Source organism: Parapedobacter sp. SGR-10 (assembly GCF_011030405.1).
In the GTDB taxonomy this organism is placed as follows: Bacteria; Bacteroidota; Bacteroidia; order Sphingobacteriales; family Sphingobacteriaceae; genus Sphingobacterium.
Window position 1 is genome coordinate 402,193 of record NZ_JAAJTJ010000002.1, and the last position, 24,811, is coordinate 427,003.

The window sequence follows — 24,811 nt, forward strand, 5'->3', positions numbered from 1 at the left end:
GCTATATGATTTCTAGTTCCTGAAAATAATCGATAATAAGGGATTTCAAGATCATTTCCTGCTCCAATAGGGTGTAATTTGGAATGGGGTTGGCCAATTGCCAATGTGGCCAACCATCTTTGTCCAATCCTTTAAGCTCATAAAAACCCATTGAGCTGAAAAGGCGACAAGTAGCGATATGCATCAGCTCTTCCTTCTCCCGTTTGGAAAATTGTTTGGCCCCCTGTCCGAGTTCCTGTACACCGATCAAAAAAAGCATCACCTTGAGGTCGGGTAATTCTGTGTCAAAATCACGGGCGATGATCTGTCTCAATTCCTCCCACTTTATGTTTACATCTGTTATGTTCATATTATAATGTCTTGATCAGATCGTGACAGCGCTTTTCTATCATCTTATACACAGGTTCGAACATGTCTTCGTCGTAATACGGGTCCGGTACAATATCCTCTTCCAGAAAAAGAGATACTTTATCTCGGTCTTCTTCACGTTTTGCCAGACGCAGAACGTCTTTCATATTCTGCCGATCCATGACAAAAATACGGTCGTATTCATCAAAGAAATCGGATATGAAATGCCTTGCCCGTTGACGGGAAATATCGATGCCGTATTTTTTTGCTACAGCTACAGCGCGTCTATCCGGTGATTGGCCGACATGCCAGTCTCCGGTACCTGCCGAATGTACCGTCCATCCCAATTCGTTCGTTGCAGCGATATGTGCCAGTACGCCATGTGCCAAAGGAGAGCGGCAGATGTTTCCTAGACAGACCATTAATATTCTCATAAGCTAAAAACAGTTTTTAGACCTCAAAGATAGTCAAAAGAAAGGATATAGGGGGGTAAAAACTAGCGCACGCGTGCCGCGTGCGCCAAAATTGTGACGTCGCATGCAACGTCTTTACAAGGTAAAATATTTTTCGGGATTTATTTTTTTGTCGTTTTTCAAGATCTCGTAGTGGAGATGAGGCCCTGTACTGCGTCCTGTGCTGCCCATGAGTCCTACGATATCGCCTGCGGCCACCTTTTCACCTTTTCTTACCAAAGGTTTGGACAGGTGAGCGTAGCGTGTCTCGTAGTTGTTGGCATGTTTGATCTTGACGACGTAGCCGTAATATCTTTCATAGCCGGAAAACACGACTGTTCCCTTTGCCGTAGCCTTGATCCGGTCACCGGTCCTGCCCTTGAGGTCTATTCCTGAGTGCATTTCGCGGCCTCTATTCGTAAAAGGGTTTCTCCGGTAGCCAAAGCGGGAAGTTACTTTACCATGATGGGGCACTCCAATGGGTAGACTTTCCAATTTCTTGTCCAATTCGGCTAAGGCTTCTTCGTAGAAGGTACTCATCAATTCGATGTTTTCTTCATCTGCTTCTATAGGTCCCCCTGCATTCTCCAGAGCAATGGTTTTCAGTCCCCTTTTTTTCATTTTGGAATTAATGATTTCCAGGGTAGAGTCGATCTTGTTGAATGATTTTTTGGCCTGGTCCACCTCTTTTTCGGTTTCACTTTTGCTTCTGCTTAGGAGTTCCTTCTGTTGGTTGACTTCGTTTAGCGTCTCCGTATATTGAGATGCGAGTGCATCGGCCTTTTGTTTGGTGACAAGATAGATGACTATGCCACATAAACCCAACACCAACCCAAATGTAGAAACAGCCAGTTTCTTCCAATTTTTCACAAAGAAGGTCGGCACCACAAACTTCTTCTCCCCTTTACCTTCGATGTGGATTTGAATAGACGATTTGTTCTTTAACATAAGTAGTTTTTTGTTTCCGTTTATTTCAAACGCTGACAAAGTTAGGGAAATAATTGCTTAATATCCAACTTATTATTGTTGATAGTCAATATGTTGTTGTTAATTTTTGTTAAAAATAACCATATTTGTGTCATGAGGTTTGCCGAAAATTTAGTGGCTTGGTACAGAGAAAATGGTCGGGATTTGCCGTGGCGGAAGACGGAAGATCCTTATGTGATTTGGCTTTCGGAGGTCATATTGCAACAGACTCGCGTGGAGCAGGGAATGCCTTATTTCCATAGGTTTGTCCAATCTTTGCCCGATGTGAAATCCTTTGCCGAAGCTGCGGAAGAAGACATCCTACGGTTGTGGCAGGGATTGGGCTATTATTCCCGGGCGCGTAATATGCACAAGGCTGCCAGACAGGTTATGGATCGTTTTGATGGGGTGTTTCCTACCCGTTATGATGATCTGATCACACTGCAAGGTGTAGGTGAATATACCGCGGCGGCCATTTCTTCTTTTGCGTCAAACGAACGACGAGCCGTATTGGACGGCAATGTATTTAGGGTATTGTCCCGGGTGTTTGGTATCGACGTGCCGATCAATTCTACCGAGGGCAAGAACCTGTTCAAAAAATTGGCGGACGAGCTGATTCCGCACGATTATCCCGGCGAATATAACCATGCCATTATGGACTTCGGAGCGATTCAGTGCAAACCCAAGCAGCCCTTGTGCCCGACTTGTATCTTTCAGTTGGAATGTCGGGCATTGGCAGAGAATCGTGTACACGAGCTGCCGGTCAAGTTGAAGGGCAAAGCCAGTCGAAACCGTTATTTTCATTATTTCATCGTGGAGAGGAATGGAGAGGTGCTCATGTCCAAGCGTGGGGACAAGGATGTATGGGCAAACTTATACGAATTTCCAATGATAGAGACTGCCGAAGACTGCCCGATGGACGATTTGTACGAACATACAGCGTTTAAGAAGCATTTTGAGAGGGCTACGCTATATCCGGTAGGAGGAATGGTGAAGCACGTGCTCAGCCATCAGAATATTTACGCCAGATTCTATAGGATTGCAGAAGGGATCGAGGTAAAAGAAAAAAAATCGCAATGGCGCTATTTTTTATCAGAAAAAATCGATACATTAGCTAAACATAAACTTATCTTCACGTTTTGGGATAAGTATGGTATTAGCTAATTAACCTTAAATTATATGTCTAGTGTAAACAAAGTAATCTTAGTAGGCCATCTTGGCAAAGATCCTGAACTCCGTTATTTGGAAGGCAATGTGAGTGTGGCAAGTTTTCCTTTAGCGACATCCGAAACGTACAATAAAGATGGAAAAAAAATAGAACAGACCGAATGGCACAATATCGTCATGTGGCGGGGACTAGCCGATGTCGCAGCCAAGTACCTGACCAAGGGGCGTTTGGTCTATATCGAGGGCAAATTGCGTACACGGTCGTATGAGGATAGGGAAGGGATACGGAGATATACCACAGAGATTGTGGCGGAGAGTTTTAACATCTTAGGGCGCCGATCGGACTTCGAAGGTCCTGCTAACCCAGCGTCTACATCCAATGCGACTACAACTACCACTGATACACAAGAGCAACAAGTGGATTTTAAGGAAAACGAAGGAGAGGATGACGGGTTGCCGTTTTAGAATAAATTAGGAATTACGAATTGCCAATTACAATATTGATTCGTAATTCCCAATTCGTAATTGAATATTTTTGCCGTATCTTTGGCATTATGTTGCAAGAGAAGATAAAGCAGTTTACCCAAGAGATAGAGCAGTTCAAAGCCTCCTCCGCGGCAGATGTAGAGAACTTCAGATTAAAGTTTTTAGTTTCTAAAGGGATCGTAAAGAGCCTGTTTGAAGAGTTCAAGTCCGTTTCCAATGAAGAGAAACGAGTTTTGGGGAAGGTTTTGAATGAATTTAAGCAACTTGCCGAAAATACATTCCAGGAAGCATTATCTGCTTTTGGAAAAGAAAAAGCCGCCATCAAGAGACAGGAAGGGGACCTGACCTTGCCGGGCGAAGGTCTACAATTGGGCTCTCGCCATCCGTTGTCTTTGGTCCGCAAGGAGATCGTTGAGATTTTTAAGAAACTCGGTTTTATCGTTGCCGAAGGACCGGAGATCGAAGATGACTGGCACAACTTCTCGGCCTTGAATTTTCCACCGGAGCACCCGGCGCGTGATATGCAGGATACTTTCTTTATCAAGAAACAAGATGGTAATGATATTGCCCTGCGTACGCATACCTCTTCCGTTCAGGTTAGACTGATGGAAGCAGGCAAGCCACCTTTCCGTGCCATTATGCCTGGCAGGGTGTACCGCAATGAGGCTATTTCGGCACGTGCACATTGTTTCTTCCATCAGGTCGAGGGACTTTATGTGGATGAAAATGTATCGTTTGCCGATCTGAAACAGACTTTGTTCCACTTCGTTCAGGAATTGTACGGTGAAGGAACCAAAGTGCGGTTTCGTCCGTCCTATTTCCCATTTACTGAACCTTCTGCCGAAATGGATATTTCCTGTACGATCTGTAAAGGCGCGGGATGCAACCTATGTAAAGGATCGGGTTGGGTCGAAATCCTGGGATGTGGAATGGTGGATCCGAACGTGCTAGAAAACTGTGGCATAGACAGTAAAAAATATTCGGGCTTTGCATTCGGTATGGGGATCGAGCGGATCACCAATCTGAAATACGAGATCAAGGACCTGCGTTTGTTCTCAGAAAACGATGTACGTTTCTTGTCGCAATTCGAGACGGAACTGATATGATGAAAACGGTTGGATACTGCATTTTATTTCTTTTTTCCACGATGATGCTGTCACGCTGTGGAAAGGGGGGATGCAATGTGATATCTGAGGTTAGTTTCAATACTGGCATCAACCAGGCTGAACATCCCGGTGTATATGCGACCAATGGTTATGCGTATGCTCCTGGAGGGGTTCGGGGGCTGATCGTCTACAATACAGGAGATGGTTTAGTGGCCTATGACAGATGCAGTACTGTAGCGCCCGAAAAAAGAAATCAGGTTGTGGTAGATGGACTATTGATCGTAGATGAGGCTTCGGGGGCAAAATGGTTACTGCGGGATGGTTCTCCTACGCATATCGCTGAATGCTCGCTTAGAAGGTACAATGTTCGGAAGAGCGGAGCTGTTTATTATGTATCCAACTGACACATGGAACAGGATAAAATAACCTTATCGATCAAAAAAGCGGCGAGAGAGCTCTTTCGCAGGTATGGTTACAACAAGACCAGTGTGAATGAACTGGCTAAACAGGCTTCTATCTCCAAAGCTACTTTTTATAAATATTTCAGCTCGAAGGAACTTATCCTGCACGAAGTGCTGATGGATTATATTCGGGAGAATGTAGAGGATATCCTCAATAAGGGCGTTCGTGAAAAAGACCTTCCTACTTTTTTGGCCAATACCATCCTGCGTGTGAGCCGTGTGACCTATACGGTTTGTAATGAATTTGTCGGTTGGGAATTTATCCGTGAATCGGCCAATGCACAGGAGTACCTCAAAATCCTGTCGGATGACCTGGAATTTTTGCTGTTAAGTTCGTTTATCAAAAATGATACGATAGGCAGTACCATTTCCGAAGAGAAACTGACCTTCCTGATCAAGACCAGTAAAAATATTGTTTTCTCTTTTGCCTTCACGGCTGTGACCGACGGTGACGTGCGCAAGAATTTTATTTCCTTCCAGAAGGAGATGTTGCCGTATCTGGTGCAGGCTACTTTGGCTTAAGGATCACTCTGTTGCTGATGCCCAATGCTAGCGCACGAATCCTTTCGTGTGCTTGTCTGTTATAGGCACACGAAAGGATTCGTGCGCCAACAAAAGGAATTAAGTTAACTGGCGCAAGCCTGCCTGCGGTAGGCAGGCGTCCGCTTGTGACCGATATAGTACAGGTACAAGGATCGCTGCGCTAATCCTTGCGCCAGATAGAGATGACAAAAACGCTTAACTTAATGACATCAGGTTTGCGCCAGTGATGTTTATTATTCCCGATAAAACCGTATTTTTGCACAAATATGGGCAGAAGAATACCACAGGACAAAAGATTTCTGAAAGACATTGAGATCATTGATATTGCCGAAGAAGGCAAAGGCGTAGCAAGATATGAGGATTTGGTTTTATTCATCGAAAAAGCCATTCCGGGCGATACCGTAGAGGTCGAATTGCAACGCAAGAAAAAGAATTTTGCTGAAGGCCGTGTGGTCTCTATACAAACACCTTCTCCATATCGTATCGAAGCTTTTTGTCCGCATTTCGGAACCTGTGGTGGTTGCAAATGGCAGCACATGGCCTATGATGCCCAGCTGAAATTCAAGCAGCAGTCCGTGGACAATGCCCTGACCCGTATCGGTAAGGTGGACACATCAGCGATGGAAGACATTTTGCCGTCGGGCCAAACGGAATATTACCGCAACAAACTGGAATTTACGTTTTCCAACAAACGTTGGTTGACGAATAGGGATGAGCAAGCCGCTCCACAGAACATGGATGCTTTGGGTTTTCACGTGCCGGGCCGGTTTGACAAAATCCTGGATATAACACATTGTTTTCTCCAACAGGATCCCTCCAATGACTTAAGGAATAAGGTAAGGGATTTTGCTGTTTCCCAGGATATCTCTTTCTATGACCTGCGTGAGCATACAGGTGCTCTGCGCAATCTCATTATCCGTACATCTTCTACGGGCGAGGTTATGGTCATTGTGGTATTTGCGTACCCCGAAGAAGGACAGGTGGAGTTATTGATGGATTTCATTGTCGGACAATTTCCTAATCTGACCTCATTGCTGTATATCATCAACCAAAAGCGCAACGATACGATCTTCGACCAGGATATCCATGTTTACGCAGGCCGCGATTTTATCTATGAAGAGATGGAGGGTTTGAAATTCAAAGTCGGTCCCAAGTCTTTTTACCAAACAAATTCCAGACAAGCGTACGAACTGTACAAAATCACCCGTGAATTTGCCGGGTTGACAGGGGATGAACTGGTCTATGACCTATATACCGGAGCAGGTACGATTGCCAATTTCGTGGCAAGAACAGCGAAAAGGGTTGTAGGCGTAGAGTATGTGCCTTCGGCCATCGAAGATGCCAAGGTCAATTCGGCGACCAACGGTATTGCCAATACGGTATTCTATGCCGGGGATATGAAAGATGTGTTGACTGCTGAATTTGTAGAACGGCAGGGAAAGCCGGACGTGGTCATTACTGACCCGCCAAGAGCTGGAATGCATCCGGATGTTGTTGACCGTATTTTGGAGATGGAAGCCCCAAAAGTGGTGTATGTGTCGTGCAATGCCGCAACGCAGGCGAGGGATTTGCAGCTGCTCTCTGAAAAATACAAAGTTGATCGGATAAAGCCCGTAGACATGTTTCCTCATACCCAACACGTCGAAAACGTGGTATTACTTACTCTTAAGATAAAGTGATAGAGGTGATGATGGTTATAGAGGTTGTAAGAGTATATGATATGCGACGTTCTCATAACCTACTTCACCTCCATAACGCACATAACTATAAATAAAATAATAAACGGTATGGATTTTCAAGACTTATTGTATCGCCAACCGGAAGGAGAAGGGCAACCTAACCCTTCTGCACCTAGTCCCCTGCACAGCCTTAAAGCAGATTTGGACTTTTATGGGGAATCCATTCGGGAGGTTTCGTCCGAGATGATGGCAGAAGGCTATACACTGTTTCCGATTTTTGTGGCCCATCAGCACGAAGTCAGCCTGGGGGAGCTGATATTGGACAAAAACGAATTGGGAACCAATTGGTCGATTAATGCCAGCTCTTTGGAGGAGTTTGTCGATAGAGGTGTCATCAAAGAGGAAAAGAAAGGGCGTTTTGAGAAGCAGTACAAATCAGCAAGTGAATTTATGTGTTTGTTTGTCGTGGTGCCAGAGGGTGCTAATTTTGTATTTTATCCTTATTAGCCGCAGGCTATAAGCGATAGGCTCCCTGGGATGCTTACAGCATAAAGCATATAGCCTACGGCCTATCGCTAATAAAAACCATACACCTTTAAAACTTTTTAACATTCGAATAGTCCAATATTTGTTTACATTCGTAGGGAATGATTAAATTTTTAACAAATACAGCCTTGTGCTTCTTGCTTATTGGGGTAGTCATACCTGTTGCAAAAGCGCAGCAGTTGTCCGGTACGGTCTCGGGTTTGATATTGGAGAAAGGGACTGGCAACCGATTGGCGGATGTCAACGTAGTCAATTTGAGGACGTACCAGAGGGTAAAAACGAGCGTATATGGTGTTTTTTACATAGAAGCCTCTATAGGGGATAGTTTGTCCATATCGAAAACGGGGTACGGCCCATTGAAGACGATTCTTTATACGACGGAGGATATTCTCCTCGAGATGCAGCCCGGCCTGCAGATCGAGACAGTCGTTGTCTCGCGACGTACCCGACAGCAGGAAATGGACGATATCCTCCGGGATTATGAAAAGAAGGGGATATACAATGGTGGAAAGAACAAAGTGGGGACATATTTGAATAGTCCGGCCACGGCATTGTACAACCTGTTTGGCCGGGAAGCCAAAAATATGAAACGTTTTGAAAAGTTTATGAATCGCGAAATGGAGGAAATGACGGTGGACAAGATATTCTCAAAGTCGGTCGTAGGACAGGCAACAGGTCTGGAAGGAGAGGAATTACAAAACTTCATGGATATGTACCGTCCTTCGTATGAACAGGCCCAAAAATGGGGGCAGTACGATGTGTTGGACTATATCTCCCGATCGTTCAAGACATGGGATGAGGAAGGGCGTCCGGCACCGCAAAAATTGCCCAAGTTAGAAATTCCTCTACAAGAAAAATAAAAAGAGGCGCGAGATACGTAAAGGTGTATTGTTATTGTTTAATTTTGGCACTACCTTTGATTATATTCATTGGGAATAAATAAACAACAATTAAAAAGAACATAAAAAACAAAGAGTATGAAAATTAATAAAAGATTAGCGGTATATGGTCTGTCTCTGGCCACATCAGCTATGTTGTTTGCGAGCTGTGAAACAGTAAAAAACACAAACAATACAACAAAAGGAGCTGTCATCGGCACAACTGCAGGTGCAGGTCTTGGTGCATTGATCGGTAACAAAGCCGGTAATACAGCGGTAGGTGCTATTGCTGGTGCAGTGATCGGTGGTGCTGCAGGCACATTGATCGGTCGGAAAATGGACAAGCAGGCCAAAGAAATCGAAAATACAGTCGCTGGCGCTGAAGTAGAGCAAGTCGGTGAAGGTATCCTGGTGAAATTTGATTCAGGTATCTTGTTTGATTTCAATAGCTCAGCGCTGAAAACCAACGCAAAAGATAATGTATCTAAATTAGTGGCAACCTTGAATAAGGAGCCTGATACAGAGATTTTGGTTTTGGGTCATACTGATAATGTGGGTACATTGGCGGCAAATGATAAAGTTTCTAATGACCGCGCGCGTGCGGTAAGAGACTATGCTGTAGCACAAGGGTTGGCTAGCAACCGTATCAGAACGGAAGGTAAAAACTATTCAGAGCCTATAGCTTCCAACGATACTGAAGCAGGACGTGCACAAAACCGTCGTGTGGAAATCGTGATCGTCGCCAGCAAAAAAATGCAGGAAGAAGCTAAAAAACAAGCAGGTCAGTAATAAGACCTGTTCTATACAAAAAAGGAGGTGCTCCATTCATGGAGCACCTCCTTTTTTGTATATACTCTGCCAAACTGTCATTAAAAGTCGTATTTTATTTTTAACTTTGTATTCTTTTATAATAGGCTATGTTAGAGTTAACTCATACCACAAAAACGCACGACGAGTCCCGTCAGGGAGAGGCATTGGAGATGGCGACTACCGGGAAATCGAATGGGCGGAAACTGTATATCGAAAGCTACGGCTGTCAAATGAACTTCTCGGATAGTGAGATTGTCGCTTCTATACTGATTGATCAAGGGTTTGAGACCACGAAGGATTACAAGGATGCGGATGTGGTATTTATCAATACCTGCTCCATACGGGAAAATGCAGAGCAACGCGTACGGAATAGGCTGAAAGAGTTTGAAGCAGCAAAAACCAGAAATCCAGGTATGATCGTGGGGGTATTGGGCTGTATGGCTGAGCGATTGAAGGCCAAATTTTTGGAAGAGGAGAAATTGGTGGACGTGGTCGTAGGACCGGATGCTTACCGTGATCTACCCAACCTTATTGGCAAGGTGGACGATGGAAGCAAAGCCGTCAACGTGCTGTTGTCACGTGAAGAAACGTATGCTGATATCAGTCCGGTGAGGCTTAATTCCAACGGTGTATCAGCCTTTATCTCCATCATGCGAGGTTGTGACAATATGTGCTCGTTTTGTGTTGTCCCTTTTACCCGTGGGCGTGAGCGTAGCCGTGATCCTTACTCTATCGTCAAGGAAGCAACGGATTTATTCAACGCAGGGTATAGGGAAGTGACCTTGTTGGGTCAAAATGTGGATTCATACAAATTTACGCCGACCGTCGGTGAGGGCGTAGAACCGCTGCCTATTGTCAATTTTGCGGATCTGTTGGCTATGGTGGCTGAAGTAAGCCCCGAGCTGAGAGTGCGTTTTTCGACATCCCATCCCAAAGATATTACCGACGAGGTACTCTATACAATGGCCAAATATGAGAATATATGTAAGTATATACATCTACCGGTACAGTCCGGAAACTCTCGTGTATTGGAACTCATGAACCGCACCTACGATAGGGAATGGTACATCGACCGGGTAGATGCTATCCGTCGCATTATTCCCGAATGTGGTATTTCTACAGATGTGATTACAGGTTTTTGTACCGAAACCGAAGAGGAGCATCAGGATACGCTCTCTATGATGGATTATGTCAAGTACGATTTTGCCTATATGTTTGCCTATTCGGAACGTCCGGGTACTTTAGCTGCCAAACGTTATGAAGACGATGTCCCCGAAGAGGTAAAAAAACGTCGTCTTACGGAGGTGGTCAACAAACAGCAGGAACACAGCCTGTACCGTTTGCAAAACTTTGTAGGCAAGGTACATAAAGTACTTATAGAAGGCTTTTCAAAGCGGTCAGATCAGGATTATTGTGGTCGCAATGATCAGAATACCATGGTCGTGTTTCCCGTGGATTCACGCTATAAAGTAGGGCAGTATGTTCATGTGCTAGGTGAGAGCTGTACGTCAGCAACATTGATCGGTAGGATTGTGGAATAGTATTGAGATATGCGTATTGCGTATTGAGACGTGGGAGATATGAGGTTTTTATCGCAATACTCAATATGCTACGCACTACGAAAACAGAAATGGATAATCAAGATATTAAGAATAGATTCGGAATCATTGGCAACTCTCCCTTGCTCAATCGGGCTATCGATATTGCCCGGCAGGTTGCACCTACGGATATCTCGGTGTTGATCCAGGGAGAAAGCGGTTCGGGTAAGGAAGTGTTTTCGCATATCATTCATCAATTGAGTGCACGCAAACATGGTAATTTCATCGCCGTCAATTGTGGTGCTATACCAGAAGGCACAATCGATTCCGAGTTGTTTGGCCATGAGAAAGGATCATTTACCGGAGCACATGAAGCCCGTAAAGGATATTTCGAGGTGGTCGATGGTGGTACCATATTTTTGGATGAGGTTGGCGAGTTGCCCTTGAATACGCAGGCGAGACTTCTTCGGGTACTTGAATCGGGAGAATATATAAGGGTCGGTTCGTCCAAGGTGCTGAAAACCAATGTACGTGTGGTGGCTGCTACCAATGTGGATGTGTACGAGGCTGTGAAGAAGGGTAAGTTTCGGGAAGACCTCTATTATCGACTGAATACCGTTCCATTGCGTATCCCTGCCCTGCGGGAGCGAAAAGAAGATATTTACCTTTTGTTCAGAAAGTTTATCGCTGATTTTTCGGATAAGTATCGTTCGCCTAGCGTACAGCTCACACCAGATGCACAGGAACTTTTGACCAACTACAGCTGGCCGGGCAATGTGCGCCAATTGAAAAATATAGCCGAGCAGATTGCCGTATTGGAAAAAGAACGTGTCATCGATGCGGTTATACTGAGAAGGTATCTGCCCGATGATCGGCCAGTCAGCACCCTGCCTGTGTTTGTAAAAGATCAAGCTAAGGAAGATTTTTCCGAAAGAGATATTTTGTACAAGGTGCTCTTCGATATGAAAAAGGATATGGTCGATCTCAAAAAGCTGGTGGTGGAACTATTGCAGAATGGTACCAATGCAGCCAACTTTGATCGCAATGCAAACTATATCAACCAGCTTTACCGTGAGGTGCAGCCCGGTACTCCACAGCTTTATCAAGAGGACAATAGCAATGCTTCGCCGACGATTACTATCCACAATCCTGGGGGCAATGCTAACTACATGCCATTGGATACACAGGATGTTGAAGAGGTGGAAGAATCGCTTTCATTGGTGGAAAAGGAGTCTGATCTGATCAAAAAAGCATTGAAAAAACACAAGGGTAAACGAAAGGCAGCTGCGCAGGAACTGGGAATTTCAGAACGGACTTTATACAGAAAGATTAAAGACTTAAATTTAGAGTAGATTATCGATTCTATGGTCAGGAAGATGTTGAAATATGGTGTACGTGTGCTGATGGTCGTTGCCGTATTGGCTATGGTGCACGGTTGTGGGGTGAAATACAGTTTTACAGGAGGGTCTATTCCCAAGGATATGAAAACCTATACGGTATTGTATTTTGAAAATATTGCCCCGATGGTGTACACAACCTTGAGCCAGGATTTTACCGAAGGACTCAAAGAGCGTATCCGTACGCAGTCAAGTTTGAGCCAAGTCAATTCGGATGGAGACGCAATCTTTGAAGGTGTGATCACCAATTACAGCATCACACCGGCCTCTGTCCAAGCCGGAGGTCTTGATCAGGCTGCCAATAGCCGATTGACCATCACGGTGAAAGTGAAATATACCAACCGGTTGGATGAGACGGGGGAGAGTAATTTTGAAGAAAGTTTTACGCAGTTTGAGGAGTTTGCAGGGAGTGATGTGACCTCTTATGAGGCGACACTGAACCAAAACATTATTAAGAAACTGACCGAGGATATTTACAACAAAGCATTTGCAAACTGGTAGGGATATTATGGGGACACAATCACAGGAACATCAGCTCTATTATGATGCTATTACCCAACCTTTGCGGGTAGAAGAAGCAGATCTATTGCGCTTGATCGACAAGTATCCTTACTCCCAGCCACTACGGTATGCCTTGTTGCAAAAACAGGCCCTGTCTTCACAGCATATCCCCGCTGTTGAAAATACGCTTCTTTATGCGCCAGATGTACATTGGTTGTGGAGCTATGTACACACACCGGCGGAGATGATCGAAGAGATCGTGTCCATGACCGAGGATTACGTGCCTTTTGAGGAGTACGAAGAAAAAAACGAAGGACAATCCGGAGTAGATAGCGAAGCGTATGATGAAACTGCTGAAACAGTACATGAACAGGTGGCAGACCAAACGAACGGGCAGGTAGACGAAGTGCCTCCGGAGGAGGAAATGGAAAGATTGGTACATAGTGCGGGTATTTCCGGTGATTATTTTGTTTTTGAGCAGAAGGAAAAGGGGATAGCCGAGGAGCAGGTGGTGGAAGATGCGTCCGTAGTAGGAGAAAACGAGCAGACCGAGGATGAGAATATCAGCCTATATAACGATGAGTTAATGCCTTATAGTTTCCGTTGGTGGCTGTATAAGACCCGACTGGAACATGCAGATACTTATCAGCCCTATGCTACACCGGTATGGCCACAGCCGCAGAAGGGCCAGTTTGACCCTAAAAAGCTCGATGAGGCAATACTAGACCAACAGATCAAGGAGAGTATCATCCATTTTCAAGATCCAGAAATGAAACTGAGTGAAGAGGTCAAGAACCGGCCTGTCGAACCAGTCACACCGAAAAAAGGGGCCGAGATCATCGAAAAGTTTATTCAGGAAGAACCGATAATCCATCCACCTTCGCCCGAACAGCTCAATACGGAGAATATGGCCCGACAGAGCGCAGAAGATAATTACATGTTGGTCACGGAGACTTTGGCTAACATCTATATAGAGCAGGGTTTGTATTCGAAAGCAATTGAGGTGTTCAAAAAATTAATTTTGAGATATCCGGAAAAAAAATCGTATTTTGCGGCCCGAATTCAAGAATTGGAAAAAAACTTATAATAATAGCATAAAGAGATGACAACATTATTTATTATCCTGATCATTTTAGCGAGTGTGATCCTATCGTTTTTTGTATTGATTCAAAATCCTAAAGGAGGTGGGTTATCATCAGGATTTGCGGGAGGAAGCAATTTAATGGGAGTAAAGCGTACAGGAGACTTTTTGGAAAAAGGAACCTGGACTTTGATGATTGCTCTCATGGTATTTAGCTTGGCCATCAATATTTTAGGGCCTTCTGCTAGCTCCGGGGGTGGTGGTCTTTCGGATCAGATTGATGCACCTGCACAAGCGGCTCCGCTCAACTTGAATAATATGGCGCCAGTCGAAGGAGAGCAGCCTGTACCGACAGTACCAGATTCTTCCAATTAAGGTGTGCAAAGAAATATGATGAGCTCTACAAAATTTTTGTAGGGCTTTTTTGTTGTTGGTTCTGAAAATATTATAACCACCAAAGATTTTTTGCCCCTACCTGTTATTATTGTATTTTTACGGAGAACAAATACATATTTCGTTTTATCATGGGTAATTCTCCTCATTCTTGCCAATATATTTTTGATGACATACAGCTTCAGGATGTTGCTTTGGTGCATGGCAAGGATGTGAGCATTGCTTTTGTTGGTACAAAGGATACTACTGTTGCGGTCGACCATGTGGACTTTGACATTGAAGAGGGCAAGATTACGGCCATCATCGGTGAATCGGGCAGTGGGAAGAGTACGTTGCTCAAACTCATATATGGATTGTTGGAACCAGAGACCGGAGAAGTCCGGTATAGGGGATGGTTGGTGCCTACGCGAAAGGATAAGCTGATTCCGGGACATGATGCGATGAAAATGGTTTCGCAAGGTTTTGATGACCTAAATTATTATGCCAAGGTGTGGGATAATATTGCCTCTCAACTTTCCAATACGGATTTGGAGCTCAAAAGAAGCAAGACAGAAGAGGTGTTGGACAAACTTCGGATCCATCATCTGGCCCAACACAGGGTTGCCGACCTCAGTGGGGGAGAAAAACAACGGGTAGCTATCGCACGTGCACTGATCAATGAGCCGGAAGTATTGCTTATGGATGAGCCTTTTAACCAGGTCGACGCAGCATTTCGGGATGCTTTGCAACAAGATATCCGCCGGATTGTAGCGGATACCGGACTGACCGTCATCCTCGTCTCACATGATCCGGCCGAAGTATTGGCCATGGCAGATGCTTTATTAGTCATGCAGGGTGGGCATATTGTGGATTTTGGTCATCCCCAAGAGCTCTATTTTCGACCTAAAAGTACATACACGGCATTGCTATTGGCCAAAAGCAATATCCTTACAGCGGAACAGGCACAGCGACTTGAGCTTCCGTCTGAAAGTCCAGTGGCCATCCATCAGGAATGGATCGATATAAAAGCGCATTCAAATGGACGTTTCGTGATCAAAGATATTCGGTTTCGGGGTTTTTATAAGGAATATGTACTCAGCGATGGGGAAATAAGCCTGCATGCTATCGTAAAGTCGGATGTGCCGCTACCCAAATTTACTCAGGTTGCTATTATTATTAAAGAGTATATTATTTTTTAAATGTTTTTTAATCCTATAAACCTCAATTCGATTATTAAACTCAACAATAGACCGATGCGCTAAGCCAACAGTCTATTGCTTATAGCTTAATACAGGCTCTCCACCCACTCGATCATGGCATCGAACCAACTGCGCGTATCTGTCTTGTTATTTAAACCAAAGCCATGGCCCCCCGTTGTGTATCGGAAAAGTATCGCGGGAACGCCCGCAGTTTTCATATTGGTCAGATAACGTTCGCTATTGGTGATGGGGACAGCCTTGTCGTCTGCAGCGTGCATCAGAAATGCCGGAGGGGTGTCCTTATTTACATTCATTTCGTTGGAAAAGCGCCGTACATCCTCGACTGAAAAGTCTGGTCCGATCAATCTGGTCTTAGAACCTTTGTGAGTGATGCCCTCGTCCATCGAAATCACAGGATAGCAGAGTATCGAAAAATCCGGACGTAAGTTTTCTTTGGTTTTTTTGCCGGTACGATAGTCTATTGCAAAATGTGTAGATAGGGTAGAGGCCAGATGCCCTCCCGCAGAAAAACCGATCACTCCTACATACTTTGTTTTGTTCAAGCCTAGCTTTTTGGCATTCTTTCGGATGTAGGACAAGGCTGTTTGTGCATCCTGGATAGGAGCTATGCGTTTGTCTATGTGCTGTTCAGGATTGGGCAACCTATATTTCAGGACAAAGGATGCGTAACCCAGGACTTTTAGTTTCTCTGCAATATCATAGCCCTCATGTTGTATGGCGACTTTTGCATATCCTCCGCCGGGAATGATCAAAAACACCTTATCAGATTTCAATTGTTCGGGGTGATAGAAATAAAACTCGGGAATATTTGTGCCGCTGTCTGCTCCTTCTATCTGGTTGATTATACCTTTTGGGTATAGTTCAAGTTTTTCCTGGCTTATCAGCTTGTTTGCTGTCATGGTCAATATTACAAGGATCAATATGTTATGTTTAAGCATCATTAAACCTGTTTTTTCTTGGTATATCACACACGCGACACGCGTGCGCTAGCACAGGTATGGCGCATGCGTGCTGCGTATGTCCTCATTTAGAAAAATATAATGTAATATCATATCATTGGTTTGCTATTATCATAAGGCTAAGATCCTTGTACTGCAAGTCAAATTTTTCGGCCATATCTTTGTTGGTCAGGCTGCCTTTGTATAGATAGACAGCATTCCTTATCCCTTTGTGCTGCCAGATCAGATTGCTGATACCTCCGCATTCTGCTATCTGCAACAGGATGGGCGTGAATATATTGGTCAGTGCGTACGTCGCTGTGCGAGCCACCCGGGAGGCAATATTGGGCACGCAATAATGGATGACATCATATTTTCTGAATGTAGGCTTGTCATGGGTGGTGATCTCCGATGTTTCAAAACATCCTCCTTGATCAATCGATACATCGATCAGCACGGAATTGGGTTTCATTTTAGACACGGTTTCTTCGGAAATGATACATGGACAACGCCCATTCTTGGCACGCAATGCACCAATGACGACATCGGACGAACGTACAGCTTTGTTCAATATGATGGGCTGTATGACGGAGGTAAATACCCGCGATCCTACGTTGTTTTGCAGGCGGCGCAGTCGGAAGACGGAACTGTCAAACACCTTGACCTGTGCACCCAAGGCTATAGCAGTACGAGCAGCAAATTCGCCCACAGTTCCGGCTCCGATGATGACGATTTCTGTGGGAGGAACGCCTGTCACTCCGCCTAACATTAATCCTTTGCCATCAAAAATATTGGAGAGGTATTCGGCGGCGATGAGGATAGAGGTGGCTCCCACAATCTCACTCATGGCCCGTACGACCGTAAGATGTCCCCCCTCGTCTTGCAAGTATTCGTAAGAAAGGGCCGTGATTTGTTTTTTCATCAAGGCCTTGAGTATGTCGATCTCCAAAAGCGAAGGTTGTTGACTCGATAGCAATATTTGCTTGGGTTTCATGTATCCGACCTCTTCCAGTGTAGGGCTTGCTATCTTGATGATGATATCGGCTTTGTACACGGTCTCCCGGTCATAGACGATCTGGGCTCCCTGCTCACTGTAATGATGGTCCAGAAAATTGGAGGCTGCACCTGCTTGCGACTCGATCATGATCTGATGTCCATGTTCGATCAATAACGCTACAGATAAGGGAGTCAGTGCGATCCTGTTTTCTTGATAAACGCTTTCTTTGGGAATACCTATGACCAAACTGCTTTTGGATGTACCTATAGGCTGGGATTTTTCTTTGGGTTGCCTCAACGCCTCTTCAGCAATTTTCGAAATACTATTCATGTTCAGTTGTTGCTTGCCTAAATTTACTGAATATAATTGATACCGATTGTGCGGATAAATATCAACGTTAATGTCATGTCGAGCGTAGTCGAAACCCGTCTGCTGCAGGCATCTTTAATTCATACCTGTAGATCCTTCGACGAATTCAGAACTTGTCCCTAAAACTCGGGACGACAATTTACCTGGTAGATGTATTACCGGTATAATTGACATTATCCAAGACAAATTACGGATAATTATTTGAAGAATTGATTATTTATATCTTTTTTTAGTATTATATTTGCTTGCATCGGTTTGGAAAAACATGAAATTCTTAAAAGTTATTAACCATATCAAGATTGTCCCGCGTTGGATAATCTTTGCATTGGACCTCTGTATAGCCTCTGTCGTGTTTGTGGGCGCCTACCTTGTATTCCACAATTTTGATCTGAGTACATTCCGGACTCAGGATACTGCGGAGATATACTTTTATTGTCTCGCGGCTACTGCCGTTGCATTTTCTTTCTTTCGTTTGTATCTGGGGATTATCCGTTATACGAGTGCTATTGATTCGATACGCATCCTTTCTGCGGTGCTGTTCATGACGGTTATTCTCTTTACGTGCAAATTGGTGTTTATTATTTTTAATCTGAAAACTTCGATCAATACCCAGTTTGTCATTCTATATGCTTTGCTCCTTTTCCTGGCATTGATCACATACAGAACCTCGATCAAGATCTTTTTTCAATATACCAAAACCATCAAAAAGACAAAGAAAAATGTGGTAGTGTATGGTGCCGGAGAGCTTGGGATAGCTGTCAAAAGGACTTTTGATCATGATTTGACGTCCAATCGTATTATCGTGGCTTATCTGGATGACAACAGTGCCAAGATAGGTAAATCTATCGATGGGGTTAAGATATACAGTCCCAATGAATTGGAAAAGGTAATCCAGAAGATGGACATTGACGAACTCATTCTCTCCTCCTACAGTATTCCCCCTAATAAAAAATCGACCCTTATTGATATTTGCCTTGAACATAATATCCATGTGCTTACCCTGCCGCCTATCAATAGGATCATGAATGGTAGTTTGAACCTCAATCAGATCAAAAAAGTCAAGATCGAGGACTTATTGGAACGTTCGCAGATAGAGATCGACAATGATAATATTCGTAAGCAACTGGAGGGCAAAAGAGTCTTGGTTACAGGTGCTGCGGGTTCTATAGGCAGTGAGATCGCCAAGCAGTTGAGCAAATATCGCCCACAGATGATCGTATTGTGTGATCAGGCGGAGTCACCTCTACATAATCTCCAACTTGATCTGCAGGAGCGTTTTAAGGATCAGATCTATCACGCCTTTATCGCGGATGTCAAAAATATAGAACGTATGAAGGTCCTCTTCAACACGTTCAAGCCACAGGTTGTCTACCACGCAGCTGCTTACAAGCATGTGCCGATGATGGAAAGCCACCCGATAGAAGGTGTGCATACAAATGTACGGGGCACGTTTAATGTGGCTAATCTTTCTGTGGAATACAAAGTACAAAAGTTTGTCTTCGTCTCTACGGACAAAGCTGTCAATCCGACCAATATCATGGGGGCGACCAAACGCATAGCGGAGATCTATGTACAGTCCTTGAACAATAACCTACAGAATACCCTCGGAGAGAAAGGCACCAAATTTATCACGACACGCTTTGGGAATGTGTTGGGGTCGAATGGCTCGGTCATACCCCGGTTTCGTGAACAGATCGAAAAGGGAGGTCCTGTCACGGTGACCCATCCCGAAATCACCCGGTATTTTATGACCATTCCGGAAGCCTGCCGGCTTGTGGTCGAGGCAGGTTGTATGGGCAATGGTGGAGAGATCTTTGTGTTTGATATGGGTAAGTCCGTGAAAATCGTGGATTTGGCCGAGAAAATGATAAAACTATCTGGGTACGTACCCTATCAAGATATAGATATTAAATTTACAGGTCTACGTCCGGGAGAAAAACTATACGAGGAATTGCTGAACGATTTGGAAAATACCTTGCCGACCCATCATGAAAAAATCATGATCGCAAAAGTCCGTGAGAACGACTATGAGCAGGTCCAACTTCAACTGCATGAGCTATTTGAATTGTTGAAGACCCAGCATACAGTCAATATTGTGCGACATATGAAACAAATGGTGCCTGAATTCAGAAGCCAAAATTCTATCTACGAACAACTCGATCAAGGCCCTCTCATCGAAAAGGGGGGATTGGGGGCAGCAAATCATAGGTAACCGCCTTTGTTAGCGCAGGAAAGGATTTACTTCGTAGAGTTCACTTCGTTCGGTTCCCGCGGAGAGTGGTTTGTGCACTAGCGGGTGTGTGAGACATGGGATCATGTGTCGCAAAGTGTTTTTTATAATAAAGTATTGAAAGTAATATAGAAAAGTGTATTTTTGCGTTCCGTAAATTACATTAAAAATAAACTGATGTCAACATCTAAAGCAACAGAAAAAAAAGGATCGTTTTTTCAAGATAACCAAAAGAGTATTTCCTTTATCATAGGGGGAATCATTGTTCTTATCTTACTTTATATCGGCTATCAAAAGCTGTACCTGGAGCCTCGTGCTGCTAAGGCTTCGGATGCGATGTACAAAGCCGAAGAATATGCTTTGATCGATTCATTGCAAAAGAAAGCCATCGAAAGTGATGGATCCTTCATTGGATTCAAGCAGATCGCCGATGAATATTCAAATACTCCTTCAGCCAATATTGCCAATGCCTACTTAGGAGGTCTTTATTTACGTCAGCAAAATTTTCAGGAGGCTATCGTGTATCTCAAAAAGTACAGTGATACCGGCAGTGAGATTTTGGATCCTTTGGTGGCAGGTCTGATCGGGGATGCCTATTCCGAGAGCCAGGATTACAATAATGCGGCAAGCTACTATAAAAAAGCTGCTGACAAAGCGACAAATTCCTATACGACTCCCCTGTTCTTGAAAAAACTGGGATTGGTTTATGAGCAATTGAACGAATTCAAGAAAGCGGAAGAAGCTTATGCAAAGATCAAAACGGATTTTCCGGAGAGTGCAGAAGCTTCTACAATAGATGGACCTCTGGGGCGGGTACAAGCTAAACAATAAAAATATAAAAGGGGCTCACAAAAAGGCCCCATTTTTTTATCTCGTCATTTTTAACGATTTATCATCATGGCCAGTAACTTAAAGAATTTATCTGATTTTTCGCATATTGATGTACAGAGCGCAACAGGTTTAAAGATTGCCATTGCGGTATCCCAATGGAATGCACAGGTCACCGGAGCCTTATTGAATGGAGCAATAGATGGATTTGTCAAAAATGGGGCATCGGAAGATGATATTAAGATTATCCACGTGCCCGGTAGTTATGAGTTGATTTCCGGTGCCGATATGCTCTTGCGGGACAAGGAGCTCGATGCAGTCGTATGTTTGGGCTGTGTAATCCAAGGAGAGACCAAGCACTTTGATTTTATCTGTGATGCGGTGGCCAATGGTATCAGTAATGTAGCTATCAAATACAATAAACCTGTTGTTTTCGGCGTTTTAACGACGGATACTTTGGAGCAGGCACTGGATAGAGCAGGAGGGAAGCATGGCAATAAAGGTGAGGAGGCTGCTATTACAGCGATCCAAATGGCCCATATACATAGATCTATTTAAATAATGAAGCGGACGGTAATTCTCTTGTTAGGAACATTGATCCTTGGTGCGACCATACTGTCTTCCTGTGCTTCGCAGTCTTCCTGTGCAGCTTATAGCACTTATGCGAAGAAAAAAGGCCGTAGTAGGTAGCGTAGTTTAAGTCGGGATATGATTTTTTGGTAAAATGAACTGGATCGAATTAAATTCAGAGGCACAACTGGAGCATATTGTACATTCTCCCCATATTGCGGTCATATTCAAACACAGTACACGCTGTGCCGTGAGTAGCATGGCCAAACGGAGTCTGGAATCGGATGCGGATATGATTCCGAATGACACACCCTTCTATTACCTTGATCTGCTTCGTCACTGTGATCTGTCTAACCAAATTGCCGCTAAATGGAATGTCGTCCATCAGTCTCCGCAAATTCTGATCGTACAGGGGGAACGATGTGTGTACCATGCTTCGCACGAGGATGTCCAAATGCAAACGATAGTGCCTTTTATTCAGTAGTATTTTTTTGTGCGCTGTGTATTAACGGATCTCTTGCCAAAGATTCTATAGATTTTTTGGATAAAAAATTTTTTTCTTTTAAAAAAGAAAGTTCTATATTTGCAGACCTTTGGAAATAAGGCCCGTTCGTCTAGGGGTTAGGACGCAAGATTTTCATTCTTGAAACAGGGGTTCGATTCCCCTACGGGCTACACATCTTGAAATCAAAACATACAAAAGCCTGCAAATTAAACGTTTGCGGGCTTTTTGTATTTTACAGCATCCTGATTCATTCAATTATTCGCATAAAAACAGTGAGTAATTCAGTGAGTCAATTCCTCGCATACCTTTACTCACTGAAAACGTTGTAACGAATTGTAAAACAACGTGTTCAACTATTGAACATCTTGACTACCATAGGCTGCAAGGCTAATTTTGTTTCACTTAAATGATGTATTATCATGAGTACAAATTATTCCTTGCTCTTCTACTTGAAGAAGCCGAAAAACTATGCGGGTGGTGCCAAACCCATCTACATGCGTATCACCGTGGCCGGTGAACCCAAGGAAGTGTCCACCGGCCGTGAATGCGACCCCTTGCGGTGGAACGCCAAGGCCAACCGTGCCAAGGGCACCAAAGAGGACATCCGTGGCCTGAACGCCTACCTCGACATGCTGGAGCGAAAGGTGGCTAATGCCCACCTGCAACTCGTGAAAGACGGCGCGGAAATCACCGCCGAATCGCTGAAACTGAAATTCCTTGGCAAAGGCGTGCAACGACGGCACCTGATGGAAACATTCATGGAACACAACCGGAAGATGGAAGCATTGCTTGGCAATGGCTTCAAACCCAACACGCTCAAAGGCTACAACACCTCCATAGGTCATCTCACCGCATACCTATTGAAATGCCACGGCGAAACGGACATCGAGATCCGGCACATCGACCATGCGTTCATCACAGGTTATGAGTTTTTCCTGCGCTCTGACATGGGGTGCAGTGCGGTATCGGCAGCCAAGTACATGAAGCACCTGCGTAAAATCATAAACCAGTGTCTTGCACACCGATGGATTACGGAAAACCCCTTTGTGTTCTACAAAACAAAAGCCAAGCCGAGGGAAAAGGAGTTCCTAACACCGGATGAATTGGATAGGATAACCATTAGGGAATTCAGCATACCAAGGCTTGCGCACGTGCGTGATATCTTCGTGTTCTGCTGCTATACGGGGCTGTCATACGCCGATGTGCGGAAGCTGCAAAAGACGGACATTGCAAAGGGCATAGACGGTAGGCTGTGGGTGTTGACCAATCGGGAGAAAACGGAAACTTCTTCCAATATCCCCCTCCTGCCGCAAGCCTTGGAAATCATCGGGCGCTATGCGGACTATCCCCCATGCGTGGCAAAGGGGCTGGTGCTTCCGGTGTTGAGCAACCAAAAGATGAACAGCTACCTAAAGGAAATTGCCGACCTGTGCGGCATCACCAAAACACTGACGTTCCACATGGCTCGGCACACATTCGCCACCACGGTGACACTGGCCAACAACGTGCCCATCGAAACGGTTTCAAAGATGCTGGGGCATAGCAATATCAAGACCACTCAGCACTATGCCAAGCTGCTGGACACGCGGATCGGTAGCGATATGCAGGCTCTGCGATGTAAATTGGCGGGAATTTAATCCATATCCGTTGGGGGCTTTTAAGTTCCCAAACTGAAATAAGAACAGTGCATAAAACCAAAATACATTATATTTGAATCATGGCCAAAACAACAAAGCCAACAATAGGCACTTATATTGACCCTTTAACCGATTTCGCATTTAAAAAGCTCTTTGGAAGCGAGCCGAACAAGGACTTACTGATTGACTTCCTCAATGGCGTGTTCCGTGGGCGGAAACACATCGTGGATTTGGTATACAACAAAAACGAGCATCCCGGCGAAACGGTAAACGAGGGCGGTGCCATCTTCGACCTTACCTGTACCGGAAACGATGGGGAGCAATTCATCATCGAAGTACAAAGGGGAAAACAGGGGAACTTCAAGCAACGTGCAATTTTCTACACCAGCCGCTTGATTACCGAACAGGCTCCAAAGGGAAAGCGTTCCGAATGGGCGTATAATGTGAAAGAAGTGTATCTCATCGCGCTCTTGGAAGATTTTTCCTTGGATGCGGGTAATGAGCAAGAGTTTCTGCATGATATTTGCCTAAGTAACAGGGAGACAGGTAAAGTTTTTTACGAGGGGCTGGGGTATATATTCATTGAATTGATTAAATTTGTAAAAACGGAAGCGGAACTGGATACCGACCTTGACAAATGGCTCTATGTTTTGAAGAACATGAGTAGCATGGATAAGATTCCGGTATATCTGCGCAAACCGATTTTTGAAAAACTGTTTAATATTGCTGAATACAGCAATCTGACAAAGGAGGAAAAGACCATGTACGATACAAGTCTGAAACGCAAATGGGACAACAAAGCTGTGTTGGACTATGCAGTAAATGAGGCCGCAAAGGAAGCCAAACAAGAAGAAAAAATGGAAATCGCCCGCGAAATGAAAAAGGACGGCATTCCCGTTGAGCAGATTGCCAAATTCACCAAGTTGTCTATAGCGGAAATCGAGAAGCTTTGATGAAATTCTCACTATTATAGCGCAAGCCATCCCCGAAACGGATGGCTTTTTTTGTACCCCCCTTGCACGCACCAAGGCATTTTCACCGCTTAGGCCACCGAACGCAAGGCGGGGGAATCGGGTCAAGGGCGCCGGAGGGCAAAGGCCTGCGGGAGGGGGCGTTTATATACCCTTGACCTTTCCCACGCCGTGGGTAATTTTGGCCGGGCGGTGCAAAGGCCGGATGTTTTCAC

At 44.5% G+C, this 24,811-nt stretch carries 27 protein-coding genes and 1 tRNA gene; 23 read left to right on the top strand and 5 right to left on the bottom strand.

Going from position 1 to position 24,811, the window contains the following annotated elements:
• Position 1 precedes the first annotated feature (1 nt).
• The 3 genes from G5B00_RS03915 to G5B00_RS03925 form a co-directional block, all read right to left on the bottom strand.
• The gene (locus G5B00_RS03915) at positions 2-349 is read right to left on the bottom strand and encodes a hypothetical protein (protein ID WP_163871935.1); all 348 of its coding nucleotides are present in this window, start codon (positions 347-349) and stop codon (positions 2-4) included.
• A 1-nt stretch (position 350) separates the two neighbouring features.
• Positions 351-782, bottom strand: coding sequence for a low molecular weight protein-tyrosine-phosphatase (locus G5B00_RS03920; protein WP_163871936.1), 432 nt, complete (start codon positions 780-782; stop codon positions 351-353).
• Between the two features lie 114 nt (positions 783-896).
• Entirely contained in the window at positions 897-1,748 is an 852-nt protein-coding gene (locus G5B00_RS03925) for a M23 family metallopeptidase (RefSeq protein ID WP_163871937.1), read from the bottom strand.
• 132 nt (positions 1,749-1,880) lie between these two features.
• Between G5B00_RS03925 and mutY the strand changes: the two genes are divergently transcribed.
• The 15 genes from mutY (at position 1,881) to G5B00_RS04000 (ending at position 15,530) form a co-directional block, all read left to right on the top strand.
• Positions 1,881-2,930 carry an A/G-specific adenine glycosylase gene (gene mutY, locus G5B00_RS03930; RefSeq protein ID WP_163871938.1) on the top strand — a complete coding sequence of 350 codons (1,050 nt, stop codon included), beginning with the start codon at positions 1,881-1,883 and terminating at the stop codon, positions 2,928-2,930.
• A gap of 15 nt (positions 2,931-2,945) precedes the next feature.
• Positions 2,946-3,398 carry a single-stranded DNA-binding protein gene (locus tag G5B00_RS03935; RefSeq protein WP_163871939.1) on the top strand — a complete coding sequence of 151 codons (453 nt, stop codon included), beginning with the start codon at positions 2,946-2,948 and terminating at the stop codon, positions 3,396-3,398.
• An 89-nt stretch (positions 3,399-3,487) separates the two neighbouring features.
• Entirely contained in the window at positions 3,488-4,525 is a 1,038-nt protein-coding gene (pheS, locus tag G5B00_RS03940) for a phenylalanine--tRNA ligase subunit alpha (RefSeq protein ID WP_163871940.1), read from the top strand.
• Positions 4,522-4,929 carry a hypothetical protein gene (locus G5B00_RS03945; protein WP_240894371.1) on the top strand — a complete coding sequence of 136 codons (408 nt, stop codon included), beginning with the start codon at positions 4,522-4,524 and terminating at the stop codon, positions 4,927-4,929. The genes pheS and G5B00_RS03945 overlap by 4 nt, the downstream gene beginning before the upstream one ends.
• 3 nt (positions 4,930-4,932) lie before the next feature.
• Positions 4,933-5,508, top strand: a complete 576-nt coding sequence (locus tag G5B00_RS03950; protein ID WP_163871941.1) for a TetR/AcrR family transcriptional regulator — start codon at positions 4,933-4,935, stop codon at positions 5,506-5,508.
• 287 nt (positions 5,509-5,795) lie between these two features.
• Positions 5,796-7,208 carry a 23S rRNA (uracil(1939)-C(5))-methyltransferase RlmD gene (rlmD, locus tag G5B00_RS03955; RefSeq protein WP_163871942.1) on the top strand — a complete coding sequence of 471 codons (1,413 nt, stop codon included), beginning with the start codon at positions 5,796-5,798 and terminating at the stop codon, positions 7,206-7,208.
• A 108-nt stretch (positions 7,209-7,316) separates the two neighbouring features.
• Complete coding sequence (locus G5B00_RS03960; protein WP_163871943.1) at positions 7,317-7,715, top strand: hypothetical protein; 399 nt, start codon at positions 7,317-7,319, stop codon at positions 7,713-7,715.
• A gap of 140 nt (positions 7,716-7,855) precedes the next feature.
• A complete protein-coding gene (locus G5B00_RS03965) occupies positions 7,856-8,614 on the top strand; it encodes a hypothetical protein (protein WP_163871944.1) in 759 nt (252 codons plus the stop codon).
• Between the two features lie 117 nt (positions 8,615-8,731).
• Positions 8,732-9,421, top strand: coding sequence for an OmpA family protein (locus tag G5B00_RS03970; protein WP_163871945.1), 690 nt, complete (start codon positions 8,732-8,734; stop codon positions 9,419-9,421).
• A gap of 128 nt (positions 9,422-9,549) precedes the next feature.
• Positions 9,550-10,983, top strand: coding sequence for a tRNA (N6-isopentenyl adenosine(37)-C2)-methylthiotransferase MiaB (gene miaB, locus G5B00_RS03975; RefSeq protein ID WP_163871946.1), 1,434 nt, complete (start codon positions 9,550-9,552; stop codon positions 10,981-10,983).
• Between the two features lie 89 nt (positions 10,984-11,072).
• Positions 11,073-12,332, top strand: a complete 1,260-nt coding sequence (locus G5B00_RS03980; RefSeq protein WP_163871947.1) for a sigma 54-interacting transcriptional regulator — start codon at positions 11,073-11,075, stop codon at positions 12,330-12,332.
• 12 nt (positions 12,333-12,344) lie between these two features.
• Complete coding sequence (locus tag G5B00_RS03985) at positions 12,345-12,878, top strand: LptE family protein (RefSeq protein ID WP_163871948.1); 534 nt, start codon at positions 12,345-12,347, stop codon at positions 12,876-12,878.
• 7 nt (positions 12,879-12,885) lie between these two features.
• Positions 12,886-13,965: a hypothetical protein gene (locus G5B00_RS03990; protein WP_163871949.1), complete on the top strand. Its 1,080-nt coding sequence runs from the start codon at positions 12,886-12,888 to the stop codon at positions 13,963-13,965.
• A gap of 15 nt (positions 13,966-13,980) precedes the next feature.
• The gene (gene secG / locus G5B00_RS03995) at positions 13,981-14,334 is read left to right on the top strand and encodes a preprotein translocase subunit SecG (protein ID WP_163871950.1); all 354 of its coding nucleotides are present in this window, start codon (positions 13,981-13,983) and stop codon (positions 14,332-14,334) included.
• Between the two features lie 149 nt (positions 14,335-14,483).
• Positions 14,484-15,530: an ABC transporter ATP-binding protein gene (locus G5B00_RS04000; protein ID WP_163871951.1), complete on the top strand. Its 1,047-nt coding sequence runs from the start codon at positions 14,484-14,486 to the stop codon at positions 15,528-15,530.
• A gap of 86 nt (positions 15,531-15,616) precedes the next feature.
• Here the strand turns inward: G5B00_RS04000 and G5B00_RS04005 are convergent, their stop codons facing one another.
• Together G5B00_RS04005 and G5B00_RS04010 are read right to left on the bottom strand one after the other, a co-directional pair.
• Positions 15,617-16,492, bottom strand: coding sequence for an alpha/beta hydrolase (locus G5B00_RS04005; RefSeq protein WP_240894372.1), 876 nt, complete (start codon positions 16,490-16,492; stop codon positions 15,617-15,619).
• 112 nt (positions 16,493-16,604) lie between these two features.
• Complete coding sequence (locus tag G5B00_RS04010; protein WP_163871952.1) at positions 16,605-17,816, bottom strand: alanine dehydrogenase; 1,212 nt, start codon at positions 17,814-17,816, stop codon at positions 16,605-16,607.
• A 304-nt stretch (positions 17,817-18,120) separates the two neighbouring features.
• On the opposite strand from G5B00_RS04010, the gene G5B00_RS04015 reads away from it, so the two are divergent.
• The 8 genes from G5B00_RS04015 (at position 18,121) to G5B00_RS04045 (ending at position 24,578) form a co-directional block, all read left to right on the top strand.
• A complete protein-coding gene (locus tag G5B00_RS04015; protein WP_163871953.1) occupies positions 18,121-20,067 on the top strand; it encodes a polysaccharide biosynthesis protein in 1,947 nt (648 codons plus the stop codon).
• Between the two features lie 195 nt (positions 20,068-20,262).
• The gene (locus G5B00_RS04020; protein ID WP_163871954.1) at positions 20,263-20,916 is read left to right on the top strand and encodes a tetratricopeptide repeat protein; all 654 of its coding nucleotides are present in this window, start codon (positions 20,263-20,265) and stop codon (positions 20,914-20,916) included.
• A 66-nt stretch (positions 20,917-20,982) separates the two neighbouring features.
• Complete coding sequence (gene ribH / locus G5B00_RS04025; RefSeq protein WP_163871955.1) at positions 20,983-21,471, top strand: 6,7-dimethyl-8-ribityllumazine synthase; 489 nt, start codon at positions 20,983-20,985, stop codon at positions 21,469-21,471.
• A gap of 3 nt (positions 21,472-21,474) precedes the next feature.
• Positions 21,475-21,603: a hypothetical protein gene (locus tag G5B00_RS18265; protein ID WP_255453775.1), complete on the top strand. Its 129-nt coding sequence runs from the start codon at positions 21,475-21,477 to the stop codon at positions 21,601-21,603.
• A 34-nt stretch (positions 21,604-21,637) separates the two neighbouring features.
• Positions 21,638-21,967, top strand: coding sequence for a bacillithiol system redox-active protein YtxJ (gene ytxJ / locus G5B00_RS04030; RefSeq protein ID WP_163871956.1), 330 nt, complete (start codon positions 21,638-21,640; stop codon positions 21,965-21,967).
• Positions 21,968-22,086: 119 nt separating this feature from the next.
• Positions 22,087-22,158 (top strand) — tRNA-Glu (locus G5B00_RS04035).
• Between the two features lie 249 nt (positions 22,159-22,407).
• Positions 22,408-23,625, top strand: coding sequence for a site-specific integrase (locus tag G5B00_RS04040; RefSeq protein ID WP_163871957.1), 1,218 nt, complete (start codon positions 22,408-22,410; stop codon positions 23,623-23,625).
• An 80-nt stretch (positions 23,626-23,705) separates the two neighbouring features.
• Positions 23,706-24,578, top strand: coding sequence for an Rpn family recombination-promoting nuclease/putative transposase (locus G5B00_RS04045; protein ID WP_163871958.1), 873 nt, complete (start codon positions 23,706-23,708; stop codon positions 24,576-24,578).
• Positions 24,579-24,811 lie beyond the last annotated feature (233 nt).